At 63.2% G+C, this 25,680-nt stretch carries 24 protein-coding genes; 7 read left to right on the forward strand and 17 right to left on the reverse strand.

The window, feature by feature from the left end:
* The 16 genes from MAXJ12_RS06055 to MAXJ12_RS06125 form a co-directional block, all read right to left on the reverse strand.
* A partial coding sequence (locus tag MAXJ12_RS06055) for a helix-turn-helix domain-containing protein (protein WP_008834908.1) occupies positions 1 to 628 on the reverse strand: 628 nt, incomplete at its 3' end.
* Positions 629 to 635: 7 nt separating this feature from the next.
* A complete protein-coding gene (locus MAXJ12_RS06060; RefSeq protein WP_008834909.1) occupies positions 636 to 947 on the reverse strand; it encodes a hypothetical protein in 312 nt (103 codons plus the stop codon).
* 178 nt (positions 948 to 1,125) lie between these two features.
* Positions 1,126 to 2,724 carry a phage/plasmid primase, P4 family gene (locus MAXJ12_RS06065; protein WP_008834910.1) on the reverse strand — a complete coding sequence of 533 codons (1,599 nt, stop codon included), beginning with the start codon at positions 2,722 to 2,724 and terminating at the stop codon, positions 1,126 to 1,128.
* Positions 2,721 to 3,722 carry a bifunctional DNA primase/polymerase gene (locus MAXJ12_RS06070; protein ID WP_139043808.1) on the reverse strand — a complete coding sequence of 334 codons (1,002 nt, stop codon included), beginning with the start codon at positions 3,720 to 3,722 and terminating at the stop codon, positions 2,721 to 2,723. Before MAXJ12_RS06070 ends, MAXJ12_RS06065 begins: the two co-directional genes overlap by 4 nt.
* Before the next feature lie 327 nt (positions 3,723 to 4,049).
* Complete coding sequence (locus MAXJ12_RS06075) at positions 4,050 to 4,250, reverse strand: hypothetical protein (RefSeq protein WP_008834912.1); 201 nt, start codon at positions 4,248 to 4,250, stop codon at positions 4,050 to 4,052.
* Positions 4,251 to 4,544: 294 nt separating this feature from the next.
* A complete protein-coding gene (locus MAXJ12_RS06080; RefSeq protein ID WP_008834913.1) occupies positions 4,545 to 4,733 on the reverse strand; it encodes a hypothetical protein in 189 nt (62 codons plus the stop codon).
* A gap of 37 nt (positions 4,734 to 4,770) precedes the next feature.
* Positions 4,771 to 6,117, reverse strand: a complete 1,347-nt coding sequence (locus tag MAXJ12_RS06085; RefSeq protein WP_244421449.1) for a tyrosine-type recombinase/integrase — start codon at positions 6,115 to 6,117, stop codon at positions 4,771 to 4,773.
* A 279-nt stretch (positions 6,118 to 6,396) separates the two neighbouring features.
* Complete coding sequence (locus MAXJ12_RS37505; RefSeq protein WP_157999621.1) at positions 6,397 to 6,546, reverse strand: hypothetical protein; 150 nt, start codon at positions 6,544 to 6,546, stop codon at positions 6,397 to 6,399.
* A gap of 84 nt (positions 6,547 to 6,630) precedes the next feature.
* On the reverse strand, positions 6,631 to 6,792 hold the full coding sequence (locus tag MAXJ12_RS38520; RefSeq protein WP_210160940.1) for a hypothetical protein: 162 nt from the start codon (positions 6,790 to 6,792) through the stop codon (positions 6,631 to 6,633).
* A 241-nt stretch (positions 6,793 to 7,033) separates the two neighbouring features.
* Entirely contained in the window at positions 7,034 to 8,542 is a 1,509-nt protein-coding gene (locus MAXJ12_RS06095) for an ATP-binding protein (RefSeq protein ID WP_008834916.1), read from the reverse strand.
* A gap of 159 nt (positions 8,543 to 8,701) precedes the next feature.
* Positions 8,702 to 9,451 carry an ABC transporter ATP-binding protein gene (locus MAXJ12_RS06100; RefSeq protein ID WP_008834917.1) on the reverse strand — a complete coding sequence of 250 codons (750 nt, stop codon included), beginning with the start codon at positions 9,449 to 9,451 and terminating at the stop codon, positions 8,702 to 8,704.
* Positions 9,448 to 10,281 (reverse strand): ABC transporter ATP-binding protein, encoded by an 834-nt coding sequence (locus MAXJ12_RS06105; RefSeq protein WP_008834918.1) that lies wholly within the window; start codon positions 10,279 to 10,281, stop codon positions 9,448 to 9,450. The genes MAXJ12_RS06100 and MAXJ12_RS06105 overlap by 4 nt, the downstream gene beginning before the upstream one ends.
* The gene (locus MAXJ12_RS06110) at positions 10,278 to 11,195 is read right to left on the reverse strand and encodes an ABC transporter permease (RefSeq protein ID WP_008834919.1); all 918 of its coding nucleotides are present in this window, start codon (positions 11,193 to 11,195) and stop codon (positions 10,278 to 10,280) included. The genes MAXJ12_RS06105 and MAXJ12_RS06110 overlap by 4 nt, the downstream gene beginning before the upstream one ends.
* Positions 11,192 to 12,196 carry an ABC transporter permease gene (locus MAXJ12_RS06115; protein WP_008834920.1) on the reverse strand — a complete coding sequence of 335 codons (1,005 nt, stop codon included), beginning with the start codon at positions 12,194 to 12,196 and terminating at the stop codon, positions 11,192 to 11,194. Before MAXJ12_RS06115 ends, MAXJ12_RS06110 begins: the two co-directional genes overlap by 4 nt.
* A gap of 72 nt (positions 12,197 to 12,268) precedes the next feature.
* Positions 12,269 to 13,909, reverse strand: coding sequence for an ABC transporter substrate-binding protein (locus MAXJ12_RS06120; protein WP_139043810.1), 1,641 nt, complete (start codon positions 13,907 to 13,909; stop codon positions 12,269 to 12,271).
* A gap of 44 nt (positions 13,910 to 13,953) precedes the next feature.
* Entirely contained in the window at positions 13,954 to 15,015 is a 1,062-nt protein-coding gene (locus MAXJ12_RS06125) for a dipeptidase (RefSeq protein WP_008834922.1), read from the reverse strand.
* A 215-nt stretch (positions 15,016 to 15,230) separates the two neighbouring features.
* Here MAXJ12_RS06125 and MAXJ12_RS06130 point away from each other — a divergent pair, with 215 nt between their 5' ends.
* Entirely contained in the window at positions 15,231 to 15,461 is a 231-nt protein-coding gene (locus MAXJ12_RS06130) for a hypothetical protein (protein WP_008834923.1), read from the forward strand.
* Positions 15,462 to 15,473: 12 nt separating this feature from the next.
* On the opposite strand, the gene MAXJ12_RS06135 is transcribed toward MAXJ12_RS06130, so the two are convergent.
* Positions 15,474 to 15,713 carry a hypothetical protein gene (locus MAXJ12_RS06135; RefSeq protein WP_008834924.1) on the reverse strand — a complete coding sequence of 80 codons (240 nt, stop codon included), beginning with the start codon at positions 15,711 to 15,713 and terminating at the stop codon, positions 15,474 to 15,476.
* Between the two features lie 242 nt (positions 15,714 to 15,955).
* On the opposite strand from MAXJ12_RS06135, the gene MAXJ12_RS06140 reads away from it, so the two are divergent.
* The 6 genes from MAXJ12_RS06140 to phoU all read left to right on the forward strand — a co-directional run bounded on the left by MAXJ12_RS06140 (position 15,956) and on the right by phoU (position 25,671).
* Positions 15,956 to 19,708 carry a PAS domain-containing protein gene (locus MAXJ12_RS06140; protein ID WP_139043809.1) on the forward strand — a complete coding sequence of 1,251 codons (3,753 nt, stop codon included), beginning with the start codon at positions 15,956 to 15,958 and terminating at the stop codon, positions 19,706 to 19,708.
* 270 nt (positions 19,709 to 19,978) lie between these two features.
* Positions 19,979 to 20,983: a PstS family phosphate ABC transporter substrate-binding protein gene (locus MAXJ12_RS06145; protein WP_008834926.1), complete on the forward strand. Its 1,005-nt coding sequence runs from the start codon at positions 19,979 to 19,981 to the stop codon at positions 20,981 to 20,983.
* 135 nt (positions 20,984 to 21,118) lie between these two features.
* On the forward strand, positions 21,119 to 22,507 hold the full coding sequence (pstC, locus tag MAXJ12_RS06150; protein WP_008834927.1) for a phosphate ABC transporter permease subunit PstC: 1,389 nt from the start codon (positions 21,119 to 21,121) through the stop codon (positions 22,505 to 22,507).
* Complete coding sequence (pstA, locus tag MAXJ12_RS06155) at positions 22,500 to 24,110, forward strand: phosphate ABC transporter permease PstA (RefSeq protein WP_008834928.1); 1,611 nt, start codon at positions 22,500 to 22,502, stop codon at positions 24,108 to 24,110. The genes pstC and pstA overlap by 8 nt, the downstream gene beginning before the upstream one ends.
* Before the next feature lie 15 nt (positions 24,111 to 24,125).
* On the forward strand, positions 24,126 to 24,941 hold the full coding sequence (gene pstB, locus MAXJ12_RS06160) for a phosphate ABC transporter ATP-binding protein PstB (RefSeq protein ID WP_008834929.1): 816 nt from the start codon (positions 24,126 to 24,128) through the stop codon (positions 24,939 to 24,941).
* A gap of 22 nt (positions 24,942 to 24,963) precedes the next feature.
* The gene (gene phoU / locus MAXJ12_RS06165; RefSeq protein WP_008834930.1) at positions 24,964 to 25,671 is read left to right on the forward strand and encodes a phosphate signaling complex protein PhoU; all 708 of its coding nucleotides are present in this window, start codon (positions 24,964 to 24,966) and stop codon (positions 25,669 to 25,671) included.
* Positions 25,672 to 25,680 lie beyond the last annotated feature (9 nt).

Genomic DNA, 25,680 nt, shown 5'->3' on the forward strand with positions numbered 1-25,680 from the left:
TTGAGCCCCGCCAGCTGGCCGGCTCGCGGTTGGCCCGCGGCGATCCGGTGTGAGCTACCGAGCTGCCGCGCATCGTCTGCTTGCGCAGATGTTCGCGCTCCAGCTCCTCGATGCCGGCGCGGGTCGGGTATAGCGTGTCGATGGCCTCGATCGTGTCGGGCGTTGGCGGGTCGATGGCGAGCTTCGCGCCGCGGAGCAGCCGACGCCTGGCAGCGCTGTGGGCTCCATGGAGGGGGGCGGGGGCGTCGTCCGGGTGTTCGGATACCGGCGGGGGCTCTGAAGCCTCCTGGCGGGGCGCTGCGGCCTCGGGAGCGAGTAGAGCGCGCAGTTCCTCTACGCGTTCGCGGGTCTCGCGCTTACGGCGGACTGCTCTCGCCTGCGATATGGCTTCATGTAATGTTATAACCTGTCGGTCCTCGGGCGGGGGCGGCGGCTGGTCGCACTCGCGCGCGGGCGCGCGCGTGTGTTTGAGGGGGCGGCGTAATGTTGTAACATTACGCCCCCATCTGTAGATCGTCATCCGGGCTACACCGATCTCCTCGGCGATGTCGCTTAGTGAAAAACCCTGCTCGACGTAGGCGCGGATTGCGGCGGCCAAGGCCTCGGAGTAGAGCGTCGGGCGGCCCATGTCGGCGTCAGCCCGACTTCCGGGTGCGGGGTGTGGCTAGGTGGTTCTCCTCAAACCACTTATTAGCGCGAGCCCTGGCATGAGCCAGCCATTCCCCTCGATTTTCGAACGCACAGCCGTCGAGCAAATCATACACCCTGCCGTCATCGGCGCTTCTTATCGCCTGCGCTTCCATAAGCAGCGGCGTGACGGGCTTCGGGGCGTGATCGCCGCATTCGAAGCCAAGCACCGGAAGTTCTGTAGCATGCCCGGCGAGGTCGTCGAGGCGGACCCATGTGAGCGCGGTATAGGCACCAGCGGTAGCGTGTATGATCGCCATGTCAGTCTCCTTTTCAGGTGCCGTCGGTCTGCGGCTCCGCCTTCGTCGGCGTGGCCTTTTCGGGGCTCCGTTCGGGGGGCGGTGACACCTGGTGACGCCTCTGCTGCTTATCGGCGTCACGCGCGCGCGTAACGGTGATTTAGTGCTGAAGCGTCACCAGCTGTCACCGCCGTTGATTTCATTGGGCTTTTTCCTCTCCCCCGACGACGGTGAGCCGCGGCAGCCGCAAGCCGTCGAATGTGCCAATGTTCGTTTTCGGCTTCAGTTTCAAACCTCGGTAGCCCCGCACGGCCTTCGTCCTGGCCTCAACGATGCCCGCTTGGCGGGACAGTTTCTCCCTGAAATCCTTTGATGAGCCGGCAGGCTCATTGCATGCCCTGGCGTATGCGTCGAAGTCTTGGAATAGCTCGGTGCTGCCCGCCAATCCGTTGGCGTCGAGATCGCACCGCTCCAAGAGCCAGCGCCCGAAAGTGTCTTCCTCCGCGAGATACGCCTCCGACGCGGCCGTGACGGCCACCGGGGGTTTAAGCCCCTCCTCCTGCCAGTCCAGGCAGCCCTCCAACATCCAGTCGAGGATTGCCGGCCACTCTTTGCGCAGCTTCGCCTTGAGCTGTTGATCGCGCTCGGCGACGGGGATGATCACGTCGAACGGCACCATGTGCAGGCGGCGGCGGATAGCCTCGTCGACCGTCCGCAACGATGGTTTATGGTTGCCGGCCACCACGAGTTTGAATTGCGGGGTGAACTCGAAAAAATCCTGCCGCATGAAACGCGCCTTGACGCGGTCGCCGCCGGTCAGCGTTTTTAGCTTGGCTTCATCCCAGTACCGCCCCTCGCCAGTCTCGCCGGTAGTCACGAGCCGCGCGCCGTTTAGGTCGGCAACGTCGGTAGGATGCCGCTCATTCTTCGAAGCGGCGAGGGTGTCGAACGGCGCGGTAGTGTGGTAGTCGCCCAGAACGCCCGCCCACGTATCGATGGTGACCGATTTGCCGTTGGAGCCCTCGCCATAAAAGAAGGCCATGGCGTGCTCGGTGGTGACGCCGGTCAGGGCATAGCCGGCCAGCCGCTGCAGGAAGCCCTGCAGCGCTTTATCGCCGCCAGTAATGCGGTCTAGAAAGGCATCGAAGCGCGGGGACGGCATAGCATTGTCGGGCGTCGTCGCCGTGATTTTCGTCATGTAGTCGTCCGCGCGGTGTCCCCGCATTTTGCCGGTCTTCAGGTCGACCACGCCGCCCGGCGTGTTTAGCAGCCACGGATCGGCGTCCCATTGAGCGACCGTCGCCGCGAGCTTTCGATCCGATTTGGCCAGACGTTCGACAGCCGCGACCGTCTTGGCACTCGCCAGGATTTTGCGTACCCGATCTTCGTTGCAATCGGCCGACGCCCGGCGGCACGTCTCGCGGGCCTTGTCGAACGCCTTCAACGTTTCGTCGAATGCCCAGCGCTGACCGTCGAACCACAGCCACTTGCCCCAGCGCGCGACATAGCGGAAACCGTCGCGGTGATCCGCCGCGAATTTCAGCGCGAGCGCCTCGTCGGTGAACGCTGGCGGTCGTGTGCCCTCGTCGTCGTCGTCCAGGTCGTCGTCATCCGCGTCACCATCCGCGATGCGGTGTTCGTCCCGCATGCGCCTGACGAGCTTGTCCAGCGTCCCCACTGGTAGATCGAACGCGGCGGCCTTCTCCTTGCGGACCAGCACGTATTCGAGCTCGGGCAGCCATGAGAGCTGTTCGATTTCGCGGCGGGCATCTTCGGCCGTGGGTTTGCGGTCGGTCATTTGCGTTTTCCTGCTCTGGCGCGATCTCGTCGTCGCCATTCTTCGTTGATGATATCGAGCGCGGTGGGTTTGCCCGCCGCCAGCCTGCGCAGCTTCTCTGCGATGATGTCGTCAATGTCGGTCTTCACCATGTGCGTCACGCCGCTATCGTTCTCGACGACCGTCAGCTGTCCGGTGGCGGTGTGTCCTATGAGGCACCTGTCTGTGCGCTTGGCTGTTGGCCCCTCGAGCCACGACGCGGAGCAGCGCAGGCCTTGGACGGCGTCGAGCCGGGCCATCTCCTGCAGTTCCGACAGCGTCCTGGTCACGCCGTCGTTGCATTCGAAAGCCATGCCCTCGACAAGGTCGTGGACGCGGTGCGCGACGTTCTCGCCGCCGACCGACCGCTCGACCACCTGCCAGCCGCGGCGTCTGAGGATGCATTCGATCGCGTCGATCGCCGCGAAGAACTGCTTCTTGGTGAAGACCGGCAGGCGGTCAAGCGGCGTGTCGGCGGGGCTGTTTCCGGCCCAGCGGTACTTGATCCTGTCCAGCGTATGCCAACCAAACGCCCCAAAATATCGTGCTGATGCGCCGCCGAATATCTCGGCGCCATGCGCGCCGCCCTCCGCGGTATCGCCGGGCTTGAGCCAGCGCTTCGAGCAGATACGCTTGAACGGTTCGGCCGTGCGCACGAACAGCGCGATCTTCGCGCCCTTGCCGTGCCGGCACAGCAGAAACGCCCCCGGCAGAATACCCTTCAGCCGCTCGGCGAGTTCAGCCATCGCCGGGACGTTGTCGACATCGAGGTCTATGACGGCCAAACCGTTTTCGACACGAATGCCGGTCGCCGTGTAGCGGCGCATGCGGGCCCATCGGCGGGTGATCAGGGCCTCGTCAACGGGACTGCGAGGCCAGTTGGGCAGCACGCAAAGTTTGTCGATCGACGCCAGCGGCGCGTAGCCGTTGGCCAAAAGCGTCAGGCGCAGCGCCGTGATCTCTTTCATATCGCTGCTCACGGCGTCGCCTCCGCCGCGGCGATCGTCCTGCGCGCCCTCGCAAGGGCAGCATCAGCTTCCTGGGCGCTACAGGGCGGCTCGATATCGATGTCCAGACGCAGGCGCACGCATTGCCGGACCCGGCTAGGGGAGCCCTGGCGCGCTAGCTCGCGGGCGAGCCGGTCTATCTTCGCTTGACGCTGGGCTCGTGTGAGCCGGTGCGGCTGCGGTTGCTTTTCTGTAGCGGATGCTATAGATAAGTCAGGCGGGTGTCTGCTGGTCACGGCCTCTCGCTCCTATCAGTCCGAAAAGCCCGCCCTCCCCAGGCGGGCTTTTCATTTTCGGGGGTTAGGCGGCCTCGACGCGCCGGGCGTTTGCGGCCTCGCGCTGACGGACCCACTCGGCCTCGGCCTCGGCGCTGATGCGCACCAGCTTGCCCACGCGATATTCACGTGGCCGGTCTGCTAACGGAATATTGTAATAGCCGCTGCGGCTGATCTTCTGGCGATGGCAAAATCCCGCCACGCTGGGGTCGCGATACGTTTCCATGGTCTCTGCATCCTCTCTTCTGCCCTGGGACGATTATCGATCCAGTTGGGCTGTGATGGTGCGAGGCATTATACAGTGATTTGCGGCCGCGAACAGGAATATTTGTAGTACATGATAAGTACTAATGCCAGCCGATGCTTAAGATAAACGTTTCTTTATTTCAGTGACACTTTCCGCTCTGTCAGCACAGCACAGCGGACAACAAAAACGCCCGCCACCGTGAGGGAGCGGGCGTCCTGAAAGGCTGAAGACTGAAAGCTTACCGGCTCGCGCTTTCCAGGCGCGCCATGGCGGTCATGGCCAGGGGAATTCTATACCCAACGCGTAAATCGAACACATCATAACCACGAGCGCCGGAACGATAACAGCAACCCCATACCGGGCCCCGCCGTACTCTTCAGCCGCCCATAGGGCGAACACCCACGCCATGCCGACCATCCCCATCGTCATCAGGTACAGGACAAAGATCATCGCGTTGGACATCAGCTATTCCTCCTTTGTGTTGCGCTGTCGCGGGTCGCTAAGACCGCCGCGCCTCGTCCAGCCGGACAACCTTGCCGTCGGTCGCGGGCGCGGGCATCAGCGGGACGATGGCCAGCCGCGCCATCTCCTCCAGCCCGCTCGTGATCCACTTGGCGTAGTGCTTCTCGATCATCGCGACCGACGTGTCGTGCGCCGCCGCAACAAGCCGGATCGGGAGATTTTGCCGGATGCCCCGGACAATGGATGAATGCCGCAGCGCGTATGCGATAACGCCCGGCATGCCCGCCCGCTCGCGGATGGCCTTCCACGCCCGATCCATGTCGCTGGAGGATTGCCACGGTCCGCGCCCCTCGCGTACCCAACGGATGCTGCCCGGCGTCTGCCGGTGCCGCCAGCGCTCCAGCAGCGGCGCGTCGCCAGCGCGGCCAGCGACGGCCGGCCGCAGCACGTCGATCACGGCCGGCTCTACCGGGATCATGCTCGCGCCGGACTTGCCGGCCTTGCCTTTGCGGCTGGATGGCACGAGCAGCCGGGCCTCGGCCAACTGGCAGTCGCGGACCTTCATTCTGGCGATCTGCGAAAACCGCGCGCCCGTCGCGTTCAGCACCGAGACCAGCCGAAACAGGTCGCCGTCCCAGCCAAGTTCGGCGTCGATCTGTCGGGCGGCGTCGAGCAGGCGCATGATCTGCGCATCGGAGAGGATTTGGTTGTCCCTGGCGACTGGCTCGGCTTCGTCGTCGGCCACGACGCCTTTCAGCCCGTCATTGACGACCAGCGCGGCATTCAGCTGCTTGCGTTGCGTGTGGAGCGCGGCCTTGAGGTCGTTGGCCAACCGTCGTTTGGTCGTCTCTTTCAGGGTATCGGACAAGCCTGCCCGCCATGCCGCGAGGTCGTCGTCGGTCAGGGCAGCCATCGCCATGTCCGCCAGCGCCGAGGCGGGGACCGCTTCCTGCTTGCCCCGCTTATCCTGCCCAAGGACGTATCTGTGGAGCCGGCGGCTTGCGTCGGACCGCACCGCACGGCCTTTCCGCCGGCTCTCGCGGGCGTCGCGCATCGCAATGTAGGCCTCGACGGCCTGCCGCACGGTGAGCGCCGCCGGCTCAGGCGCCGCGCTCTGCTTGGTGTGCAACTCGCGGGCCTTTTCCTGCGCTTGCCAAAAATCAAGGATGCTCCCGCCGTTCGCGTCCAGCCTGTCGTCGGCATCGGCCACCGTCTCGACACGGTAGTTCCGATCGCCTACGTAAAGCCGCACGACCCAGCGGCCGCCGGACTTGCCTTTGCGGTAGCCTAAATGCAGGCTGGGCCCAATAGCTTTGTAATAGGGTTTCCCCCGTGGTTTCAGCTTCTCTCTTGCCGCCCGGCTTTCCAACGTCGCATCCCGCACTCGCTTTGCCATCGCTGCACCTTTTGTCCAACACTTTGTCCAATATACCAGCGTGGACTCTGTTGGACAAGCACAAACGCAAATGCACGAAAACCAAGGTATTTCGGGATCGTGTTGATTCTACGTGGACAGCGCTGGACGCAATCGAAGCCCTCTCACGGCGCAAACAGGGGTTCGATTCCCCTTGGGCGTACCAGATTTTCGCGACACATGGGCTATTCGGGGCGAAGGCGTCTTTCAGCGGCCTACGCAAGCGGTGAAATCAGTGCCAGTCTCCTTTCAGACGAAGCGGTTCGAAACAGCGCGGCTGGCGGTCATGCTGGCTTGCGGTGCTGTTCTGGCGACGTCCGGCTGCACACGGACTTCCGACGGCTCCATCGAACTCAACAGGCTGGAACTCGCGCAGCCCAGGATTCCCAATTTGTTCAAGCTCCGGCTCCCCGGACAGCGAGCGTCGCAGCCCGCTCCCGTGCAAACCGCAGCAGCACAATTTCCTCGCAAGCCGCCCGCGCCTCAGCAAATGGCCCGCATCAGACCAGCGCCGGCCAAGGCGCGGCCGCGCCGCGTCACTGCGACCGTGTCGCCGAAGCCGGCAGCCAGCACCAACCCGGCAAACAAGGCCGAGCCGTCAAAGCCGCTGGTCTGTCGGAACGACTCGCAGGCGGCTGGCCGCATTCGCGTCGTCTGCGAATAGGTTCCCGCAAAGTCTGAGAACGATCCGCTTCGAGCTTTCGTCGCGCCAGATCGCTTGGCGCATAAAAAAGCCGCCTCGGGGGGAAGGCGGCTTTTTTATGCTTGCAACAGGCTGGTGGAGGGGATCCTGATGCCTGCTGCATCGCTACAACCGGCGCGCCCGGAAAAAGTTCCGGCCGATATTAAAAATTTCTTCAGCTATATTTTTCGGTGTCCGTTTGGGCTATTCCGCAGCCAGTTGCTCATCCAATGCGTCCGGCCGGTTCGGATCGCCGGGCGCGGTCTCGCAGCCGAGATCGGGAAATGCAGCGACGCGGTTGCCGCGGAAATCGGTGCGCAGCACGAGGAGGCCGCGTTCCTCGAAATAGGTCAGGAGCCGCCGCGCGCGTCTTGCCGAATGGCTGCCATAGGCGCGTGCCAGTTCGGCGTCGGAAGGGCAGGGCGCCGAGGTGATCGCGGCCTGCGCGACCAGAAGGAACACGCCCTGTATGTCGTCGGGAACACTCTCCGACATCGCCAGCACCTGCTGCCAGGCTTCACCGGAAGCGGTCTTCTGGTCGACGCCGGCGCGGGCGACGGCGAATCTTCGCCGGAAGGCCGGCAGCGTCAAGGGTTCGCCCGGCACGCGGCGAATGCGGCAGCGCACCAGGAAATCCTGGTAGAGCACGGCGTCTGAGCGAAAAGAGGCGTCGGCGTCCTCCAGTATTTCGCGCAGCACGCTCTCGACCAGCGCCTCGCGCTCGGCCTCGTCTATAGCCGGAAACTGCGGCTCTGCCGCCGGTTCCGCCTGGGGCTTTGGGCGCGACAACTGGGCGAGAATGTCAGCCGTCGGGGTCGGTGTCGGAAGCGGGGCTGGACGGCGGACGATCGGTCGCCGCTCCTCCGGGCCGGGGGTGAAGATCAGTTCGCTCGCATCTTCCTTGGCATCGGGCAGCGGCGTCAGCTTGGGGCTCGATGAACGCGGCGCGGTCTCGACCGTGCCGATGGTGATGGGCAGCGGCCTGCGCGACATTGCCGGGCCGAGAGCGACGAAATGGCCGCGGCCAAGGTCGCGGAACATCTCTGCCTGGCGGCGCTCCATGCCGAGCAGGTCGGCGGCGCGCGCCATGTCGATGTCGAGGAAGGTTCGACCCATCAGGAAGTTGGAGGCTTCCGCCGCGACATTCTTGGCGAGCTTGGCCAGCCGCTGCGTGGCGATCACGCCGGCGAGCCCGCGCTTGCGGCCGCGGCACATCAGGTTGGTCATGGCGCCGAGCGACAGCTTTCGCGCGTCGTCGCTGACTTCGCCGGCAACGGCCGGCGCAAAGAGCTGCGCCTCGTCGACAACCACCAGGACCGGATACCAGTAGTCACGCTCGGCATCGAACAGCCCGCCGAGAAAGGCCGCAGCGGCGCGCATCTGCTGCTCGACGTCAAGGCCTTCGAGATTGAGCACCACCGAAACGCGATGCTGTCGGATGCGCGCGGCGATGCGGGTGAGTTCGGCCTCGGTGCGGGCGGCGTCTACCACGACATGGCCGAATTTTTCTGCCAGCGTGACGAAGTCGCCTTCCGGGTCGATGACGCATTGCTGCACCCAGGGCGCGCTCTGTTCGAGCAGGCGGCGCAGCAGATGCGACTTGCCCGAGCCGGAATTGCCCTGAACGAGAAGGCGTGTCGCCAAGAGTTCCTCGAGGTCGAGCGTCGCCGCCGTCCCTGCGGACGTCGCTCCCATGTCGATGCCGACTTTCATGCGGATTTTCCGGTCCGCGCGTGGATTGTCATATTCTGCTCTTGTGTTGTTGGCCGAGACTCGGTCGGGCCGAACTTGCCGCCCTGCTTATCACCACGGCTACGCCGATGTGCGAACGGACAGAGAAACCCACAGATGAAACGTCTTTCCCCGTGGCTCTCAGGCAGTCCGGCGAAAGCCTTCACTGGCGACCAGAAGGTTGCGCGTATAATCCTTGGTCACCCGGCGCGCCGAGAGATCGGGCGCCGAAAGTCGTTCGACCTCCTCGCCGTCCTGCATGACCATCAGGCGGTCGCACATATGGGTGATCACCGCGAGATCGTGGCTGACCATGACGAAGGTCAGGCGGTGATCGCGGCGCACCTGTTCCAGAAGGTTCAGCACTTCGGCCTGCACCGAGGCGTCGAGCGCCGAAGTCGGCTCGTCGAGAAGCAGGATCGACGGTTCGAGGATCAACGCACGCGCGATCGCCACGCGCTGGCGCTGGCCGCCGGAAAGCTGGTGCGAATAGCGGAAGCGGAATCCCGAACCCAGCCCTACCTCATCCAGGGCGCGGATGATGCGCGGCTCGATGTCCTTGAATCCATGGATGACCAGCGGCTCCAGAAGCAGCCTGTCGACGGTCTGACGCGGATGCAGCGAGCCGTATGGATCCTGAAACACCATCTGGACCTGTCGGTAGAACGCCTTGTCGCGCCTGTTGCCGAGCTTTTCGCCGTTGACGGTGATCTGCCCGCCGATCACCGGAGCGAGGCCGGCCACGGCACGCAGCAGCGTTGATTTTCCCGAGCCGGATTCGCCGACAAGGCCGAAGGATTCGCCCGCGGCGACTTCGAGGCTGACGCCCTTCAGCGCGCGGAAATGATCGTAGGCGACTTCGAGCCGGTCGATACTGAGCGCTGAATTCATAGCGCCCACTCTGGCCGGCGGTCGAGGACGGGCAGCGGATGGCGGCCGACGCCGATCTCGGGCATGCAGTTCAGGAGCCCGCGCGTATAGGGATGCTCGGCATTGGCGAGTTCGGTCGCGGGCAGTTCCTCGACGATCCTGCCGGCATACATGACGATGACGCGGTCGCAGAAGGACGACACGAGGCGCAGATCGTGCGAGATGAAGATCAGCCCCATGCCGCGCTCGCGCACCAGCCGGTCGAGAATGCCGAGTATGTCGAGCTGAACCGTCACGTCGAGCGCCGACGTCGGCTCGTCGGCGATCAACAGTTCCGGGCCGGCGATCAGCATCATGGCGATCATGGCGCGCTGGCCCATGCCGCCGGAAACCTCGTGCGGATAGAGATCATAGACGCGCCGTGAATCCCTGATCTGCACGGCTTCGAGCATGGCGAGCGCACGGTCGCGCGCCTCCGCCTTGCCCACATCCTCGTGCGTGCGCAAGGTCTCGACGATCTGCCGGCCGATGCTCATCACCGGGTTGAGCGAGTATTTCGGATCCTGCAGGATCATGGCGATGCGGTTGCCGCGCAGGTCGCGGCGCAGTTGAGGCGGTGCGTTCAGGAGGTCGATGCCGTCGAATTCGAGCCTATCCGCAGAAATCAACGCGTTGGGCGGCGTCAGTCCCATGATCGCGCGGCCGGTCTGCGACTTCCCCGAGCCGGATTCGCCAACGATGCCCAGCCGCTCGCGGCCGAGTGAGAAGGAGATGCCGCGCACCGCCTCGATCATTCCGGTTCGCGTCGGGAAGCTGACGCTCAGATCTTCGACTTCCAGCATTGTGCTCATTGGCCGCCGCCCCGCGGGTCGAGCGCGTCGCGCAGGCCGTCGCCCAAAAGGTTGAAGCCGAGGCTGACGATCAGGATGGCAAAGCCCGGCGCCGCGGCCACCCACCACTGGTCTAGAATGAAGCGCCGGCCGTCGGCGATCATCGCGCCCCATTCGGGCAGCGGCGGCTGCGCGCCGAGGCCGAGAAAGCCGAGCCCGGCAGCGGTCAGGATGATGCCGGCCATGTCGAGAGTAACGCGCACGATGAGCGAGGAAATGCAGAGCGGCATGATGTGGAGGATGACGATACGCAAGGGCGAAGCGCCCATCAGCCGGACGGCGGCGATATAGTCCGAATTGCGCACCGTCATTGTTTCGGCGCGTGCGATGCGGGCATAGGGCGGCCACGAGGTGATGGCGATGGCCAGCACTGCGTTTTCGATGCCCGGTCCAAGCGCCGCCACGAACGCCAGCGCCAGGATCAGCTTGGGAAAGGCCAGAAAAATGTCGGTCATGCGCATCAGGATCGCGTCGGTCCAGCCGCCGGCATAACCGGCGACGGTTCCCACCAGCAGCCCGACCGGCGCGGCGATGATGGCGACGAGAACGACGACGAATAGCGTCAGCCGCGAACCATGGATCAGCCGGGAAAGAATATCGCGACCCTGGCCGTCGGTGCCGAGCCAGTGCTCCGGGCCGGGCGGAAGCAGGCGCGAGCCGCGCAGGTCGCCGATGACCGGCGAATAGGGGGAAATCACGTCGGCAAGTGCTGCAACGACCAAGAGCGCCAGAATGATGGCAAGCCCGGCCAGCGCCAGCCGATTGACCGAAAAGCGCCGCCAGGTGACATAGGTGCGCCCGAGCCTTGCCTGCATACGCGATTGCGGCCGCTCGCTGAGCAGCCAATCGCGGCGGGTCATCGTGGCGAGACTCATGCGTTTCGCGTCCTTGGATCGAGCGTGCGGTAGAGGAGGTCGGCAAAAAGGTTGATGCCGATGAACACCGAACCGATGACGATGGTGCCGCCGAGCACGGCATTCATGTCGGCGTTCTGCAGCGAGTCGGTGATATAGAGCCCGAGGCCCGGCCAGGCGAATACCGTCTCGGTCAGCACCGAACCTTCGAGAAGCCCGGCATAGGAGAGAGCGATCACCGTGACCAAGGGCACGGCGGCGTTGCGAAGCGCGTGGGCCCAGATGATGCGCGTTTCACTGAGCCCCTTGGCGCGGGCTGCCACGATGTACTCCTGACTGAGTTCGTTCAGCATGAACGAGCGTGTCATGCGGCTGATATAGGCGAGTGAGAAATATCCGAGCAGCGAGGCGGGCAGGACGATGTGGGCGAAGATGTCGCGAAACGCAGCCCAGTCGCGCCGCAGGACCGAGTCGAGCAGATAAAAGCCGGTGATCGGGGTGAAAGTGTATTCGAAGACCACGTCGATTCGGCCCGGCCCGGCTGTCCAGCGCAGCCTGGCGTAGAATACCAGCAGCGCCAGCAGGCCGAGCCAGAAGATCGGCACGGAATAACCGATGAGGCCGATGACGCGCACGATCTGGTCGATGACGCTGCCGCGCTTGACGGCGGCGAGCACGCCCAAGGGCACGCCTATCAGCGCGCCAATTAGCGTGCCGAGCGTCGCCAGTTCTACGGTCGCAGGAAAGACGCGGCGGATGTCCTCCATGACCGGGTTGGTGGTCAGCACGGAGCGGCCGAAATCGCCCTGGAACACGCCTTTCACGTAGAGGAGGAACTGCTGCCAGTAGGGCAGGTTGAGGCCCAGTTCCTCACGCGTCCGCTCGACGACATAGGCCGGCGCGCGATCGCCTACGATGGCCAACACGGGGTCGATCGGGATGACCCGGCCGATGAAGAAAGTGACCGCGAGCAGGCCGAGATAGGTGGTGGCGACGATGATCAGGAAGCGCCCGATCGACATCGACCAAGACCGGGCGCGATTGCGCCCGCTCTTGGTCGGGATCTCAACGACAGTCACGAAGTTTACTTCGGATCAGTTCTTCGAAACCTTGTAGACATAGGTCGTGTCGGACGACGGTCCTAGCTTGAAGTTCTGCACGGCCTTGCGGACGCCCGCCACTTCCGTCTGCTGATAGATCATGACGAAGGGGCTGGTCTCGACGAACTTCTTCTGCAGGCTCTTGTAGATCTCGACGCGTTTGGCCGAATCCGGCTCGACCACCGCGGATTTGGTTTCGGCGGTCAGTTCCGGAATGTCCCACGCGTTGCGCCAGGCCAGGGTCTTGGAACTGGCGTCGTCGGCATTGTCCGGATTGGAGGTGAAGGTGTCGGCATTGGAATGGGGATCCCAATAGTCGACGCCCCACTGGCCGATATACATGTCGTGGTTGCGGGCGCGGTATTTGGTCAGCGTCTGCTTGCCGTCGCCGGGAATGATTTCCATCTTGATTCCGGCCTCGGCCAGCGACTGCTGGAAGGATTCCGCGATGCCGGTGACCGGCTGCGTGTTGCGGACATCCATGGTCACCGAGAATCCCTCGGGGACGCCGGCGGCCGCAAGCAGCTCCTTGGCCTTGGCCACGTCGAGCTTGAATGGCTTGTCATCGGCCCATCCCAGCATGCCCTTGGGCAGGAACGTCTGGTTGATTTCGCCGATGCCCTTGATCAGCGTTTCGCCGATGCCGTCGTAATCGACCAGATATTTGAAGGCCTGGCGCACTTCCGGCTTGGCCAGCGTTTCGTTCTTCTGGTTCAGGCTGATGTAATAGACGGTGCCTTTCGGCGTCGAAGTGACGGCGAGGTTCTCGTTCGCGCTTACGGCATCGAGATCGTTGGGCGAGAGATTGCGGGCGATATCGATGTCGCCGCTTTCGAGCATCAGGCGCTGCGTGGCGCTCTCCTTGACGTGCCGGTAGATGACGCGGGCGAGCGGAGCCTTGTCGCCGTAATAGTTGTCGTTGCGCTCCAGCACCAGTATCTCGTTGGCGCGCCAGTCGCGGATCTTCATCGGGCCTGAGCCCGCATAATTGGTCTTCAGCCAGGCGTAGCCGAAATCATTATCGAACTTGTTCTCTTCGCTGGGCGTCACCGCCTCGACATGCTCGAGCACCAGCTTCTTGTCGACCACCGCGGCGGGGTTGGAAGTCAGACAGTTCAGCACGAAGGTCGGCGCATAGGCCTGGTCGGTGACGAAGACGAAAGTGCTGGCGTCCGTCGCCTTGGCGTTCTCGTCGACATTGTCCTTGGTCAGACCGAACTGGGTCAGGATGAAGGCCGGGCTCTTGTCGAGTTTGACGACGCGCTGAATCGAAAAGGCGACGTCCTCGGCGGTCACGGGATTGCCCGAAGCGAATTTCAGGCCGGGTTTGATCTTGAAGGTGAAGGTCTTGCCGTCGTCCGAAACCGTCCAGCTTTCGGCGATGTCGCCATAGATGTTCGACGGGTCGGCCGGATCGAAGCGCACCAGCCGGTCGTAGCTGTTGCCCATCATCTCGCCGGCGCTGATCTCGAAGGATTCGGCCGGGTCGAGGGTGATGATGTCGTCGATGGCCCAGGCGAGCACCAGCGTGTCGGCCGGCGTTTCTGCATATGCAGGTGCGCCTGTCAAAACCAGTGCAGAAAGTGCGGCGCCCGCGAGGAGAACGCGAACGCGTCCGTTGATCTTTCCCATCATCATTTTAGCTGTTCCCTGTTTTTGTTGACGTGTTTGTCTTTGGATCAGGTCGCCGGATGCTCCCTCCATGCGGAACGCAGCACCCTGAACCAGTTTTCGCGGCATATTTTCGCGAGATCGGCGCCACCATATCCGGCGCTTTCCAGTCCGGCAACGAGGTTCTGAAGACCGCTGGCGTCGCCGATTTCCTTAGGGATCAGGGCGCCGTCGAAGTCCGAACCGATCGCCACCCCGTCGATGCCCAGCCGTTCAACCAGATAGTCGATATGGCGGATCATCTCGCTGATCGGCGTGTCGGCGTTTTCACGTCCGTCGGCGCGCAGCATGGTGACGGCGAAGTTCAGGCCGACCAGTCCCTTGCTTTCCCGGATCGCGTCGAGCTGCCGATCCGTCAGGTTGCGGGCGACGGGAACGAGGGCATGGGCGTTCGAATGGCTCGCCACCAGCGGCTGATCGCTGAGCTCCGCCACGTCCCAGAAGCCTTTCTCAGTGATGTGCGACAGGTCGATCAAGATGCCGATGCGATTGCATTCCTTGACGAGCGAGCGTCCGGCATCAGTCAGGCCTGGCCCGGTGTCGGGGCTCATCGGATAGGCGAAGGGAACGCCGTGCGCGAAGATGTTGTTGCGGCTCCAGACAGGTCCGAGCGAGCGCAAGCCCGCGGCGTAGAACACTTCCAGCGCGGCGAGATCCTCGCCGATCGCCTCGCAGCCTTCCATGTGCAGCACGGCGGCGAATTTCTCGCCGACCATCGCCGCATCGATATCGGCGCTCGACCGACAGAGCTTCCAGCAGCCGGCTCGCTCCAGCTGCAAGGCGATCGCCGCCATTTCCATGGCGATGTCCAGCGATGGCGCGCGTTCGAGGGGCTTGGAAAGCGGCGTCGAGTAGCGTCCGTCCGCCTTGGGTTGGTCGAGAACGAGGCCCCCGGACGGGATGTATATGGCGCAGAGACCGCCGATCAGGCCGCCGGCGCGGGCGCGGGGCAGGTCGATATGGCCGGCCGCCACGCCGTCGCTCATATCCGCTACCGGATCGGCGCCTTCCTTGCGGCGGTTCCAGAGACGGAGCAGAACGTCATTGTGGCCATCGAAAATCGCTTGCATCGAAACCCCATATTTCGGTCCGCGATGATGCAAATGGCTCGCCCAAGATCAAGTGGCAAACCACGCTCCGCGCCGCTGGACCAACAGAGTGGCTAATCGCAGGGCCAAGCACCCGGAATCTCGCCCAAGGAACGGTTATGGTTTTCTTAACCAAACTTACGGTTGCGGCGAAACCTTGTACGAAATCGGGCGTTGCGGGTCGAAGGAGAACCGTAATGCCGTCGCCAGACATCGGTGAGAAAGCGCTCCGCGAACTTTCCCGCGTCCACACCGCCCAACTCGCCGCCTACGCCACGGCGCGCCTGAAGCTGCAGCGGCCCGATCTGTTGACGCCGCGCGACCGTGCTCATCTGGCGGCGGCCCACGTTGCGCTGGAGGAACTCCGTGGACTGCTGCTGAAACCGAACAATGGGGCTGGCGAGCTTGCCCTGGAGCGAAAGCGCTGAGGGCTCAGCCGGTCACTCGTCGCCCTCTTCACCCGATATCCAGCTATGTGGCGAAATCTTCTTCTGCGTCTCGCCGTCGATATAGGCCCACCAGCCGGCATCCGCCTCGTCCCAGTCGCCGCCGGCCATCCGAAGCCTTTCGAGCGAGCGGTAGTGCGCCACGGATTGGTTTTCCTGGCCGTCGCGGTCGGTCCAGCAAACCTCGACCTTGCTGCCGTCCTTCGGCGCCGTGTCGATCGGCCTTCTCGCCATGTTCATTGCTCCGGTTCGATTCTACCCGATCCGAAACTAACGGCGGCATCCGAAATGACAATGCCCGCCAGGGCGCGATGGAGCGATCCGTTAAGGTTAGTTGATCGTTAATGCTTGTCGCTCATATTCCGGAACCAACCTGCGGCGGGGTTGTCGGGGGCTCTAACTGATTGTTAGCCGCATGATCTTGTCCGAAAAGCCTGCAACTTTTCGGGATCATGCTCGAAGCGGGGCGGGGAAGCATGATCGAAACTCAAGGCGCAGGGCTGTCGCGTCAAGGCGGAGCACACTACTCGGGCGCCGGTCCCTGTGCGCCGCTTCAATTCTCCGCCGAGGAGATGCGCCAGATCGGCGACGCCGGCTCGGACTGGATATGGGAGACCGACAGCGAGCTGCGCTTTTCCTGGCTGTCGAGCAATTACGAGCAGGTCACCGGCGTTGCGCCCGACGACGTGATCGGCCGCTTCCGCTTCGACTTCCTTGATCAGGTCGCCAAGGGCAGCAAAAGCGCCATCGCCCATCTGGAAGACCTCCAGGCGCGCCGCCCGTTCCGCGATTTTGTCTACCAGCTCGCCGACGGGCAGCCCGATTGCCGCTGGATATCGATCACCGGCTTTCCGAAATTCGACACGGCGGGCACATTCCTCGGCTATCGCGGCGTGGCGCGCAACGTCACCAAGGTCCTCGCCGCCTTCAAGGAACTGGAGGCGTTGCGCGAGGAGCCGGCATCCGGCGCCGGCCAGGCGGAACCGCACCATGCTGGCGAACGAAGCGAAGAATTGCTGTTCGACCTGGAGAGGACGATCGATTCCATGAAGATGGGCGTCGTTCTGCTCGACGCGCAATTGAAAGCCGAGATCATCAACAAGGCTTTCTACGAAATGTGGAAGCTCGCGCCGGGCGAGGTCGCTGTGGGCAGCCCGTTCCGGGCGCTGATGGACATCAACCGGCACAACGGCATCTACGATGTCGACGAAGTGGAGTGGGAGCGCTATGTCGCTTCGCGGCTGGCCGAGATCAAGGCCGGCGACGTGGCGCCGCGCGAATTCAGCCGCGCCGACGGCTGCACGATGATCTATTCGGTGATCGCGCTGTCCGGCGGCAAGCGGCTGGTCTCCTACTACGATGTTACCGAGATGAAGCAGCGCGAGGCGGAATTAGCCGAAACGCATGAAAGGTCGAGGCTAGCCGAGGCGGTCATCGACGCCATCAAGGACCCGATCTTCGTCAAGGACAGCAATCTTAGTTTCGTGTTCGTCAACAAGGCTTTTTCCTCGCTGTTCGGCCAGGAGCCGCAGGCGATGCTCGGCAGAAAAGGCGAGGATTTTCTCGACAATGCGGAGGCCGCCGGGTTCGAGGAATCCGAGCGGCATGTACTGGCGACAGGAGAACGTTACGAAGTCGAGGAGAATTTCGAGTCCGCAGGCGTCAGCAAATTCCGGATAGTCCGGAAGAATCGCGTCAGCATGGCCAGCGGCAAACATTACGTCGCGGGCTTCCTCTTCGACGTCACCGAGATCAAGTCACGCGAAACCGAGGCCGAAGATTCGCGCAGGCATCTTGCCAATGTGCTGGATTCGTTGCCCGCTGGCGTCATCATCTACGACCGCGACGACAAATTCGTCTTTGCGAACGGAAAACTTCAAGATTCATTGCCGGCGCTAAAGCCGACCTGGCAGGTGGGATGCAGTTTCCGCGAAGCGCTCGAACTTGGCCACTCCGTGGGTTATTTCCGTTTTAGCGGCGACCCGGAACTCGATGCGATTTACGAAACCGATTACGAAAACTGGCTCGAGGGAATGCTGCGGCACTACCGCCTCCGGCATTCGGTTTTCCAGCGCAGGAATCCCGACGGGCGCTGGTATCAGGTGTTCGACACGCGCACCGACGACGGTACCTTCATTGGAGTGCGTGTCGAGATCACCGAGTTGAAGGAGCGCGAAGAGGCTCTCCGCGACAGCATGCGGCAGATCGACCTCTTCCGGCACGTGCTCGACGAACTTCCGGTCTCGACCTACGTGAAAAATGCCGACCTGGCGTTCGAATTCGTCAATAAGGCCTGGGCCAATATGACGGGTGTCGCGCAGGAAGCGGCCCTTGGCCTCACCGACCGTGATTTCTTCGGCGAGGAGGGCGAGGGTTTCGCGGAACGCGACCTCGAAGTGCTGCGCACCGGCGAATTGAACGAATTCGAGGAGAGCCTCACCCATCCCGACGGCACGGTGCGGCAGCTGATAGCCAAGAAAAGCCGGCTAATCTCGATAGACGGTACAGTCCATCTCATCGGCTCCAGCACCGACATCACCGAACTCAAGCAGCGTGAGAGCGAGCTTCAGGAAGCGCAGCGCCGCGCCGTGCTCGCCGATCGGGCGAAATCGGAATTCCTGGCCAATATGAGCCATGAAATCCGCACACCCATGAACGGGGTGCTCGGCATGGCCGAGCTTCTTGCCAAATCCGAACTGGACTCGAAGCAGAAGACATTCACCGACATCATCGTGAAATCGGGCAATGCGCTGCTGACCATCATCAACGACATCCTCGACTTCTCCAAGATCGACGCCGGCCAGCTCGTGCTCGATCCGGCTCCGTTCAATCTTGCCGAGGCGATCGAGGATGTGGCGACACTGGTTTCCACCCGCGCCAAGGAAAAGGATCTCGAACTCATCGTGCGGGTCGCACCGCACCTCCACGATCTGGTGATCGGCGATGTCGGCCGCATCCGCCAGATCGTCACCAACCTGCTCGGCAACGCCGTAAAGTTCACCGATTCGGGCCACGTGCTTGTAGACGTAACCGGCGAAACTGTCGGCGAGATGTCGAAGCTGCGCATCTCTGTCACCGACACCGGAATAGGTATTCCGCGCGAGAAGCTGAGGCAGGTTTTCGAGAAATTCAGCCAGGTCGATGCCTCCTCGACGCGACGTCACGAAGGCACCGGCCTCGGCCTGGCCATCACCTCGCGTCTGGTCGATCTGATGGGCGGTGAGATTGGCGTAGAGAGCACAGAGGGCAAGGGTTCGACCTTCTGGTTCACGCTCGCCCTGCCGAGCGCGGGCAGGCCGAACGGCCGCAAGGCCGCGCCTGTGGACGTGACCGGCGCGCGAATACTGGTCGTCGACGACAATGCGGTCAACCGAGCAATCCTGACCGAGCAGATGGCGTCGTGGACGTTCGATTCCTGTGCGGCCGAAAGCGGGGCCGAGGGCTTGAAAGTGCTTGAGGCGGCGGCGGCTTACGGCGTGCCGGTCGATTGCGTCGTGCTTGACTACCAGATGCCGGGAATGACGGGCGCGGAAATGGCACGCATCGTCCGCGCATCGCCGAACCTGACGGACACGCCCATCGTCATGCTGACGTCGGTCGACCAGTCGCTGGTCAACGCCACCTACCGCGATCTCTCCATCGACGCGCAGCTGATCAAACCGGCTCGCTCCTCCACCCTTCTCGAAGCGCTGGTCGCCACCATCCAGAAGCGGCGTTCCTCGCAGGGCCTGCATCCGGCTGCTCCGGTTGCGCCGGAGATAAGGATCGAACCGACGTCGCCGATCGAGAGCGTGCGGCCACGCAGCCGGCCGGCAAAGTCGAATGGCGAGCGGCTCGATATCCTCGTGGCCGAGGACAACGAGGTCAATCAGTTGGTCTTCACGCAGATACTCGGCGAAACGGACTGCACCTTCCAGATCGTCGGCAATGGCCGGCTGGCCGTCGCCGCTTTCCAGGAGATGAACCCCGGCATGATCCTGATGGATGTTTCCATGCCGGAGATGAACGGGCTCGAAGCGACCGCCGCCATCCGCGAACTGGAGGGGGCAACGCAGAATCGGGTTCCGATCGTCGGCGTCACCGCACATGCGCTGAAGGGCGATCGGGAGCGCTGCATCGAAGCCGGCATGGACGATTACCTGCCCAAGCCGATCAGCCCGAAGGCGCTGCTCGACAAGATCGAGCGCTGGGCGAGAGACAAGGCGGCCGAGCGGCGCGACGCCGGCTGAGCGCCGAGCCCAATTCATGCAAATAAATTTTGGGCAGTTCCGGAACCGGCACATAGCCGGCTTGGTTTAGCCGTTGCTGGTCTAAGCGCTTGATTCCGGAAACTTCCGCGCGCTGGCTCATGTCCGGTCAGGTTTCGGGCCCGAACCCGTGGTGGAAGACGTTATCCAACCGACACGAAAGTGTCATGCAACTGTTACAAACGGGCGTTATGGCCTCACGCGACGCTGAAAAAGAGGGCGTCGAGACAATTCCCACAGGGAGTAGGCCATATGAAGAAACTTTTCCTTACAGCGTCGGCTGCGGCGTTGGCGCTCGCCGCCTCCGCTGGCTATGCCGCCGCACGCGACCAGATCCAGATCGTCGGTTCGTCGACCGTGTTTCCGTTCACCACCGCTGTCGCCGAGAAGCTCGGCCAGGGCGGCCAGCTCAAGACTCCCGTCGTGGAATCGACCGGCACGGGCGGCGGCATGAAACTGTTCTGCGCCGGCGTCGGCGAGAACACTGCCGATTTCACCAACGCCTCGCGCGCCATCAAGGATAGCGAACTCGAAACCTGCAAGGCCAATGGCGTGACGCCGGTCGAGATCAAGGTTGGCTTCGACGGCATCGTGCTCGCCAATTCCAAGGCCGGCACCGTCGTCGACGTGACCAAGGAACAGATATTCAAGGCGCTTGCCAAGAATGTCGCTGTCGACGGCCAGGTCGTCCCGAACCCCTATGTGAACTGGTCGGATGTCGACGCTTCGCTGCCCGCGACCAAGATCGAAGTGCTCGGCCCGCCGCCGACCTCCGGCACGCGCGACGCCTTCGTCGAACTGGTCATGGACGAAGCCTGCCAGGAAGAAGTCAAGGCGGCCAATGAAAAGGGCTGCGGCGAAATCCGTGAGGATGGCGCCTATGTCGAAGCCGGCGAGAACGACAATCTGATCGTGCAGAAGCTTGAAGCCAACGCTGATGCCTTCGGCATCTTCGGCTTCTCCTTCCTCGACCAGAACGCCGACAAGCTTCAGGGCTCCAAGGTGGAAGGCGTCGAGCCGACCTTCGAGAACATCGCCTCCGGCGATTATGGCGTGTCCCGCTCGCTCTTCGTCTATGCGAAGAAGGAACATGTCGGCGTCATCCCCGGCATGGAAGAGTTCATCGCCGAATACACCTCTGAAGCCGCCTGGGGCCCCGATGGCTACCTGGCCGACAAGGGCCTGATCCCGCTGCCGGACGCCGAGCGCGCGACGGTCGCCGAGAACGCCAAGGCCCTGAAGGGCATGGGTTCCTGATAGGCAGGTCGAGGCTTGGGCGGAGATTTTCGCCCATGCCCGCTGCATGTTCTAGGACTAACTATGAAGCGCGAGGCCATGGGCCTCGTGCTTTGAGCCGGTGAATGACCGGCAGTCGAGGGGACGTCCTGCATCATGGTCGGTTATCTCGTTCTTCTGCTTCTGGCCCTGGCCGCCGCCGCCTGGTGGCTCGGCCGCAGCCGGGCCGTCGCCAGCGTCAACGGCGAAGTAGCACGACTGCATTCGCTGCCCGGCCAGCACGGCATGTTCCTGGCACTGTTCACCGCAGGCCCCGCGCTGCTCGCCGTGATCATCTGGGCGATGGCCACACCGGGCATTGAATCTTCGATCATTGCGAACCGTTTCGCGGCCGAACTGTCCGGAATGGGCGTTCCCCAGGTAGAGGCCTTCATCCGTGACGCTCGCGCCATCGCCTTCGGCGGCGTGGTCGGCTTCACCGACGCTACGAAAGAAGCGGCCGCCGCGGCCTACCGCTCGATCCATGCGACCAGCCTCTGGATCATCTGGATCGTAGCGCTCGCGCTCGCCGCCGCCGGGTTCTTCTGGGCCTATGGGCGCATCGCGCCGGCTTATCGCGCACGCCACGTAGTCGAGCGCATCCTGCGCGCATTCCTGATCCTCTGCTCGGTCGTTGCGATCCTGACCACGATCGGCATCGTGCTGTCGCTGATCTTCGAATCTTTGCGCTTTTTCCAGCAGGTGCCGTTCTATAAATTCCTGTTCGGCACCCATTGGTCGCCGCAAAGCGCCTTCACCGGCGCTGGTACCGAAGCGGGCGCCGTCAACGAGGACATATTCGGCGCCGTACCGCTTTTCGCCGGCACGCTGCTCATTACCTTCATCGCCATGCTGGTCGCCGCACCGATCGGCCTGATGGCGGCGATCTACCTGTCCGACTACGCATCGAAAAGCGTCCGGGCGGTCGCGAAGCCGGTGCTGGAAATCCTCGCCGGCATCCCGACCGTCGTCTACGGCTTCTTCGCCGCGCTCACGGTCGCGCCCTTCTTTCGCGGCATGGGCGAGAGTCTGGGCCTCGACGTAGCGTCGGAGTCGGCGCTGGCTGCCGGCGTGGTCATGGGCATCATGATCATCCCCTTCGTCTCTTCGCTGTCCGACGATGTCATAAACGCTGTGCCGCAATCGCTGCGCGACGGTTCCGCCGGCCTCGGCGCGACCAAGTCCGAAACCATCCGCAAGGTTGTGCTGCCCGCGGCCCTGCCGGGCATCGTCTCCGCGATGCTGCTCGCCGTCAGCCGCGCCATAGGCGAAACCATGATCGTGGTGATGGCGGCTGGGCTTGCCGCGAACCTGACGGCCAATCCGCTCGAAGCGGTGACCACCGTGACGGTGCAGATCGTGACGCTGCTGGTCGGCGATCAGGAATTCGACAGCGCCAAGACGCTTGCTGCCTTCGCACTCGGGCTGGTGCTGTTCTGCATCACGCTCGCCTTGAATATCGTCGCCCTGCGCGTCGTCCAGAAATACCGAGAGCAATATGACTGATGCGATCTCGACACTGGGCGGCGGACGCCCCGTCAGCATTCACACCGACGACGCGGCGAAGGCGCGGCTGAAGACCCGCTATGCAGCCGAGATGCGGTTCAAATGGCTGGGTGCCGGAGCCGTGGCGCTTGCCGGCTTTTTTCTGGTGCTACTCCTTTCTACCGTGGTCACGCAGGCGTGGCCGGCGCTGCGCATGAACTATCTCATGCTGCCGCTCGACCTTTCGGCGGCGAAGGTCGATCCGGCCAAGCTCGATGGCTTCGATTTTCAGGGCGTCATCAACGACGCGCTGGCAGCCGAATTTCCGGATGTGACGAGCAGGCAGGACAGGCGTCTGCTGCGCGGCCTGATCTCGACAGGCGCTGGAACCTTCCTGCGCAAGGACATTGCTGAAGATCCGGGTATGCTCGGCACGACGGTGGACTACGCCGTTCCGCTCGACGATTTCGCCGATCTCTATCTGAAGGGCCTGCTCGCCGATGTCGGCACCGACGAAGCGATTGCCACGACCGTCACTCCGTCTGGAACGACAGGCGACATCGAACTGACCTTCGGCGACGACGCCATGCTGGCGCTGGCCCGCGGTCATGGCGCGACCGAAGGCGAGAACGGCGCGTTGACACTGACCAGCGGAGCGGCCTCGCTGCTGGTCGCGCTCAATGGCGGCACCGTCAAGCTGACTGCGCTGGCGCCTGGTGACGGCGGCACGGTCGTCGCCAAAGGCCTCGTCATCGAGGCGCTCGACAGCAACGCTCCGGCTGCCACCGGCCAGGCAGCGCTCCGTGTCATCGACACGCCTGAATCGTCGCGCAAAATCTCGGACAAGGAGATCGTCTGGCTCGACAGGCTGCAGAGTGAGGGCCTGACCGAAAGCCGCTTCAACTCGATCTTCTTCTTCACCGGCGCCAGCCGCGAGCCGGAACTCGCCGGCGTCTGGGGCGCGGTCGTCGGATCGTTCCTGACCATGATCGTCACGCTCGCCATCGCCTTCCCGATCGGCGTCTCGGCGGCGATCTACCTTGAGGAGTTTGCGCCCAAGAACCGGCTGACGACGATCATCGAGGTCAACATCAACAATCTGGCCGCGGTGCCGTCTATCGTCTTCGGCCTGCTCGGGCTTGCGGTGTTTCTGAATTTCTTCGGCTTGCCGCGCTCTGCGCCGGTGGTCGGCGGCATGGTGCTGGCGCTGATGACCTTGCCGATCATCATCATCGCCTCGCGCGCCTCGCTGCGCGCCGTGCCGCCGTCGATCCGCGAGGCCGCACTCGGCATCGGAGCGTCCAAGGTGCAGACCGTGTTCCATCACGTGCTGCCGCTGGCGATGCCCGGCATCATGACCGGAACTATTCTCGGGATGGCGCATGCGCTCGGTGAGACGGCCCCGTTGCTGATGATAGGCATGGTCGCTTTCATCGTCGACATTCCTGGCGGCTTCACCGATCCGGCAACCATTCTGCCGGTTCAGATTTTCATGTGGGCGGATTTCCCCGAACCCGGCTTTCAGCAGAAGACCTCGGCGGCAATTTTGATTTTGCTGGCGTTTCTGGTCATCATGAACGCTATCGCGGTGATCCTGCGCAAGCGCTTCGAGCGGCGCTGGTAAGGGGGAGTAGAGGATATGAACATCATGACCGAAGCCGGCGTGGAACAGAAACTGGCGCAGCGCACCAACGAGCCCCCGATCAAGATGAAGGGCGAAAAGGTCAACGTTCACTACGGCGAAAAGCGTGCGCTTTTCGATGTCGACCTCGACGTGCGCGAAAACCAGGTGACGGCGCTGATCGGCCCGTCGGGTTGCGGTAAGTCGACCTTCCTGCGCTGCCTCAACCGCATGAACGACACGATCGACATTGCGCGGGTGTCCGGCAAGATCACGCTCGACGGCGAGGACGTCTACGACCCGAAGATTGACGTGGTGGAATTGCGCGCCCGTGTCGGCATGGTGTTCCAGAAGCCCAACCCGTTTCCGAAGTCGATTTACGAGAACGTCGCCTACGGCCCGCGCATTCACGGACTGGCGAAAAGCAAGGCGGATCTCGACGGGATCGTTGAATCGAGTCTGAAGAAGGCCGGTCTGTTCAATGAGGTGAAGGACCGCCTGCTCGAATCCGGCACCGGCCTTTCCGGCGGCCAGCAGCAGCGCTTGTGCATCGCACGCGCCATCGCGGTTTCGCCCGAAGTCATCCTCATGGACGAACCGTGCTCGGCGCTCGATCCGATCGCCACCGCCAGGGTCGAGGAGTTGATCGACGAATTGCGCGAGAATTACACGATCGTGATCGTCACCCACTCGATGCAGCAGGCGGCCCGCGTCTCGCAGCGCACCGCGATGTTCCACCTCGGCTATCTCGTCGAGGAGGGGGCGACCGAAAAGATGTTCACGAACCCCGACGACAAGCGCACGCAGGACTATATCACCGGCCGGTTCGGCTGAGTGCCAAGGCGAGGACCTTAGAATGGGTGAGCACACCGTTGCCTCTTTCGACGAGGAACTTGGGCATGTCGACCGTCTGATCCGCGACATGGGCGATCTCGCCGGCGCGATGGTCGGCGCATCGATCAGGGCGCTTCTGGCGTCTGACAACGCGCTGGCGCAGCGGGTGATATCCGACGACGCCATCATGGACGCCAGGCAGCGCGAACTCGACGACCGCGCCATCACTCTGATCGCAAAGCGCCAGCCGATGGCGCAGGATCTGCGCGCCGTGCTCGGCGCCATCCGGATGGCGGGCGACCTCGAGCGCATCGGCGACCTCGCCAAGAACATCGCCAAGCGCGTCAGCGCGGTCGGCCAGAGCGCGACGCCGCGCGACCTGTCGCACAGCATCGACGCCATGGCTCAATTGGTGCTTGTGCAGGTACACGGCGTCGTCGACAAATATGTCGCTCGCGAACCGCAAGCGTTGCAGTCGCTCCGCGCCGATGACGAGAAGATCGACGTGAAATATACGGCGGTGTTCCGCGAATTGCTGACCTATATGATGGAAGACCCGCGCAACATCACCGCCTGCACGCATCTTCTATTCTGCGCCAAGAACCTCGAGCGGATAGGCGACCACGTCACCAACATCGCAGAGAACGCTTATTTCGTTATGACCGGCTCGCAACTGCCTTCGAACCGGCCGAAGTTCGACGAGACCACGCAGGCGGTGTCTCCCGAGTAGGCAATCGTC

It is taken from the genome of Mesorhizobium alhagi CCNWXJ12-2, assembly GCF_000236565.1.
Lineage (GTDB): Bacteria > Pseudomonadota > Alphaproteobacteria > Rhizobiales > Rhizobiaceae > Allomesorhizobium > Allomesorhizobium alhagi.

Excerpts from the sequence above, each read along its gene's own strand:
- MAXJ12_RS06095 (WP_008834916.1), bottom strand. The coding sequence starts at position 8,542 with ATGAAAGTCGGCATCGACATGGGAGCGACGTCCGCAGGGACGGCGGCG.
- phoU (WP_008834930.1), top strand. The coding sequence starts at position 24,964 with ATGGGTGAGCACACCGTTGCCTCTTTCGACGAGGAACTTGGGCATGTC.
- pstB (WP_008834929.1), top strand. The coding sequence starts at position 24,126 with ATGAACATCATGACCGAAGCCGGCGTGGAACAGAAACTGGCGCAGCGC.
- MAXJ12_RS06145 (WP_008834926.1), top strand. The coding sequence starts at position 19,979 with ATGAAGAAACTTTTCCTTACAGCGTCGGCTGCGGCGTTGGCGCTCGCC.
- MAXJ12_RS06080 (WP_008834913.1), bottom strand. The coding sequence starts at position 4,733 with ATGTCCAACGCGATGATCTTTGTCCTGTACCTGATGACGATGGGGATG.
- MAXJ12_RS06120 (WP_139043810.1), bottom strand. The coding sequence starts at position 13,909 with ATGATGGGAAAGATCAACGGACGCGTTCGCGTTCTCCTCGCGGGCGCC.
- MAXJ12_RS06110 (WP_008834919.1), bottom strand. The coding sequence starts at position 11,195 with ATGAGTCTCGCCACGATGACCCGCCGCGATTGGCTGCTCAGCGAGCGG.
- MAXJ12_RS06140 (WP_139043809.1), top strand. The coding sequence starts at position 15,956 with ATGATCGAAACTCAAGGCGCAGGGCTGTCGCGTCAAGGCGGAGCACAC.
- MAXJ12_RS06115 (WP_008834920.1), bottom strand. The coding sequence starts at position 12,196 with ATGTCGATCGGGCGCTTCCTGATCATCGTCGCCACCACCTATCTCGGC.
- pstC (WP_008834927.1), top strand. The coding sequence starts at position 21,119 with ATGGTCGGTTATCTCGTTCTTCTGCTTCTGGCCCTGGCCGCCGCCGCC.
- MAXJ12_RS06125 (WP_008834922.1), bottom strand. The coding sequence starts at position 15,015 with ATGCAAGCGATTTTCGATGGCCACAATGACGTTCTGCTCCGTCTCTGG.
- MAXJ12_RS06075 (WP_008834912.1), bottom strand. The coding sequence starts at position 4,250 with ATGGAAACGTATCGCGACCCCAGCGTGGCGGGATTTTGCCATCGCCAG.
- MAXJ12_RS06100 (WP_008834917.1), bottom strand. The coding sequence starts at position 9,451 with ATGAATTCAGCGCTCAGTATCGACCGGCTCGAAGTCGCCTACGATCAT.
- MAXJ12_RS38520 (WP_210160940.1), bottom strand. The coding sequence starts at position 6,792 with ATGCGGCCAGCCGCCTGCGAGTCGTTCCGACAGACCAGCGGCTTTGAC.
- MAXJ12_RS06130 (WP_008834923.1), top strand. The coding sequence starts at position 15,231 with ATGCCGTCGCCAGACATCGGTGAGAAAGCGCTCCGCGAACTTTCCCGC.
- MAXJ12_RS06135 (WP_008834924.1), bottom strand. The coding sequence starts at position 15,713 with ATGGCGAGAAGGCCGATCGACACGGCGCCGAAGGACGGCAGCAAGGTC.
- MAXJ12_RS06105 (WP_008834918.1), bottom strand. The coding sequence starts at position 10,281 with ATGAGCACAATGCTGGAAGTCGAAGATCTGAGCGTCAGCTTCCCGACG.
- pstA (WP_008834928.1), top strand. The coding sequence starts at position 22,500 with ATGACTGATGCGATCTCGACACTGGGCGGCGGACGCCCCGTCAGCATT.
- MAXJ12_RS06060 (WP_008834909.1), bottom strand. The coding sequence starts at position 947 with ATGGCGATCATACACGCTACCGCTGGTGCCTATACCGCGCTCACATGG.
- MAXJ12_RS06065 (WP_008834910.1), bottom strand. The coding sequence starts at position 2,724 with ATGACCGACCGCAAACCCACGGCCGAAGATGCCCGCCGCGAAATCGAA.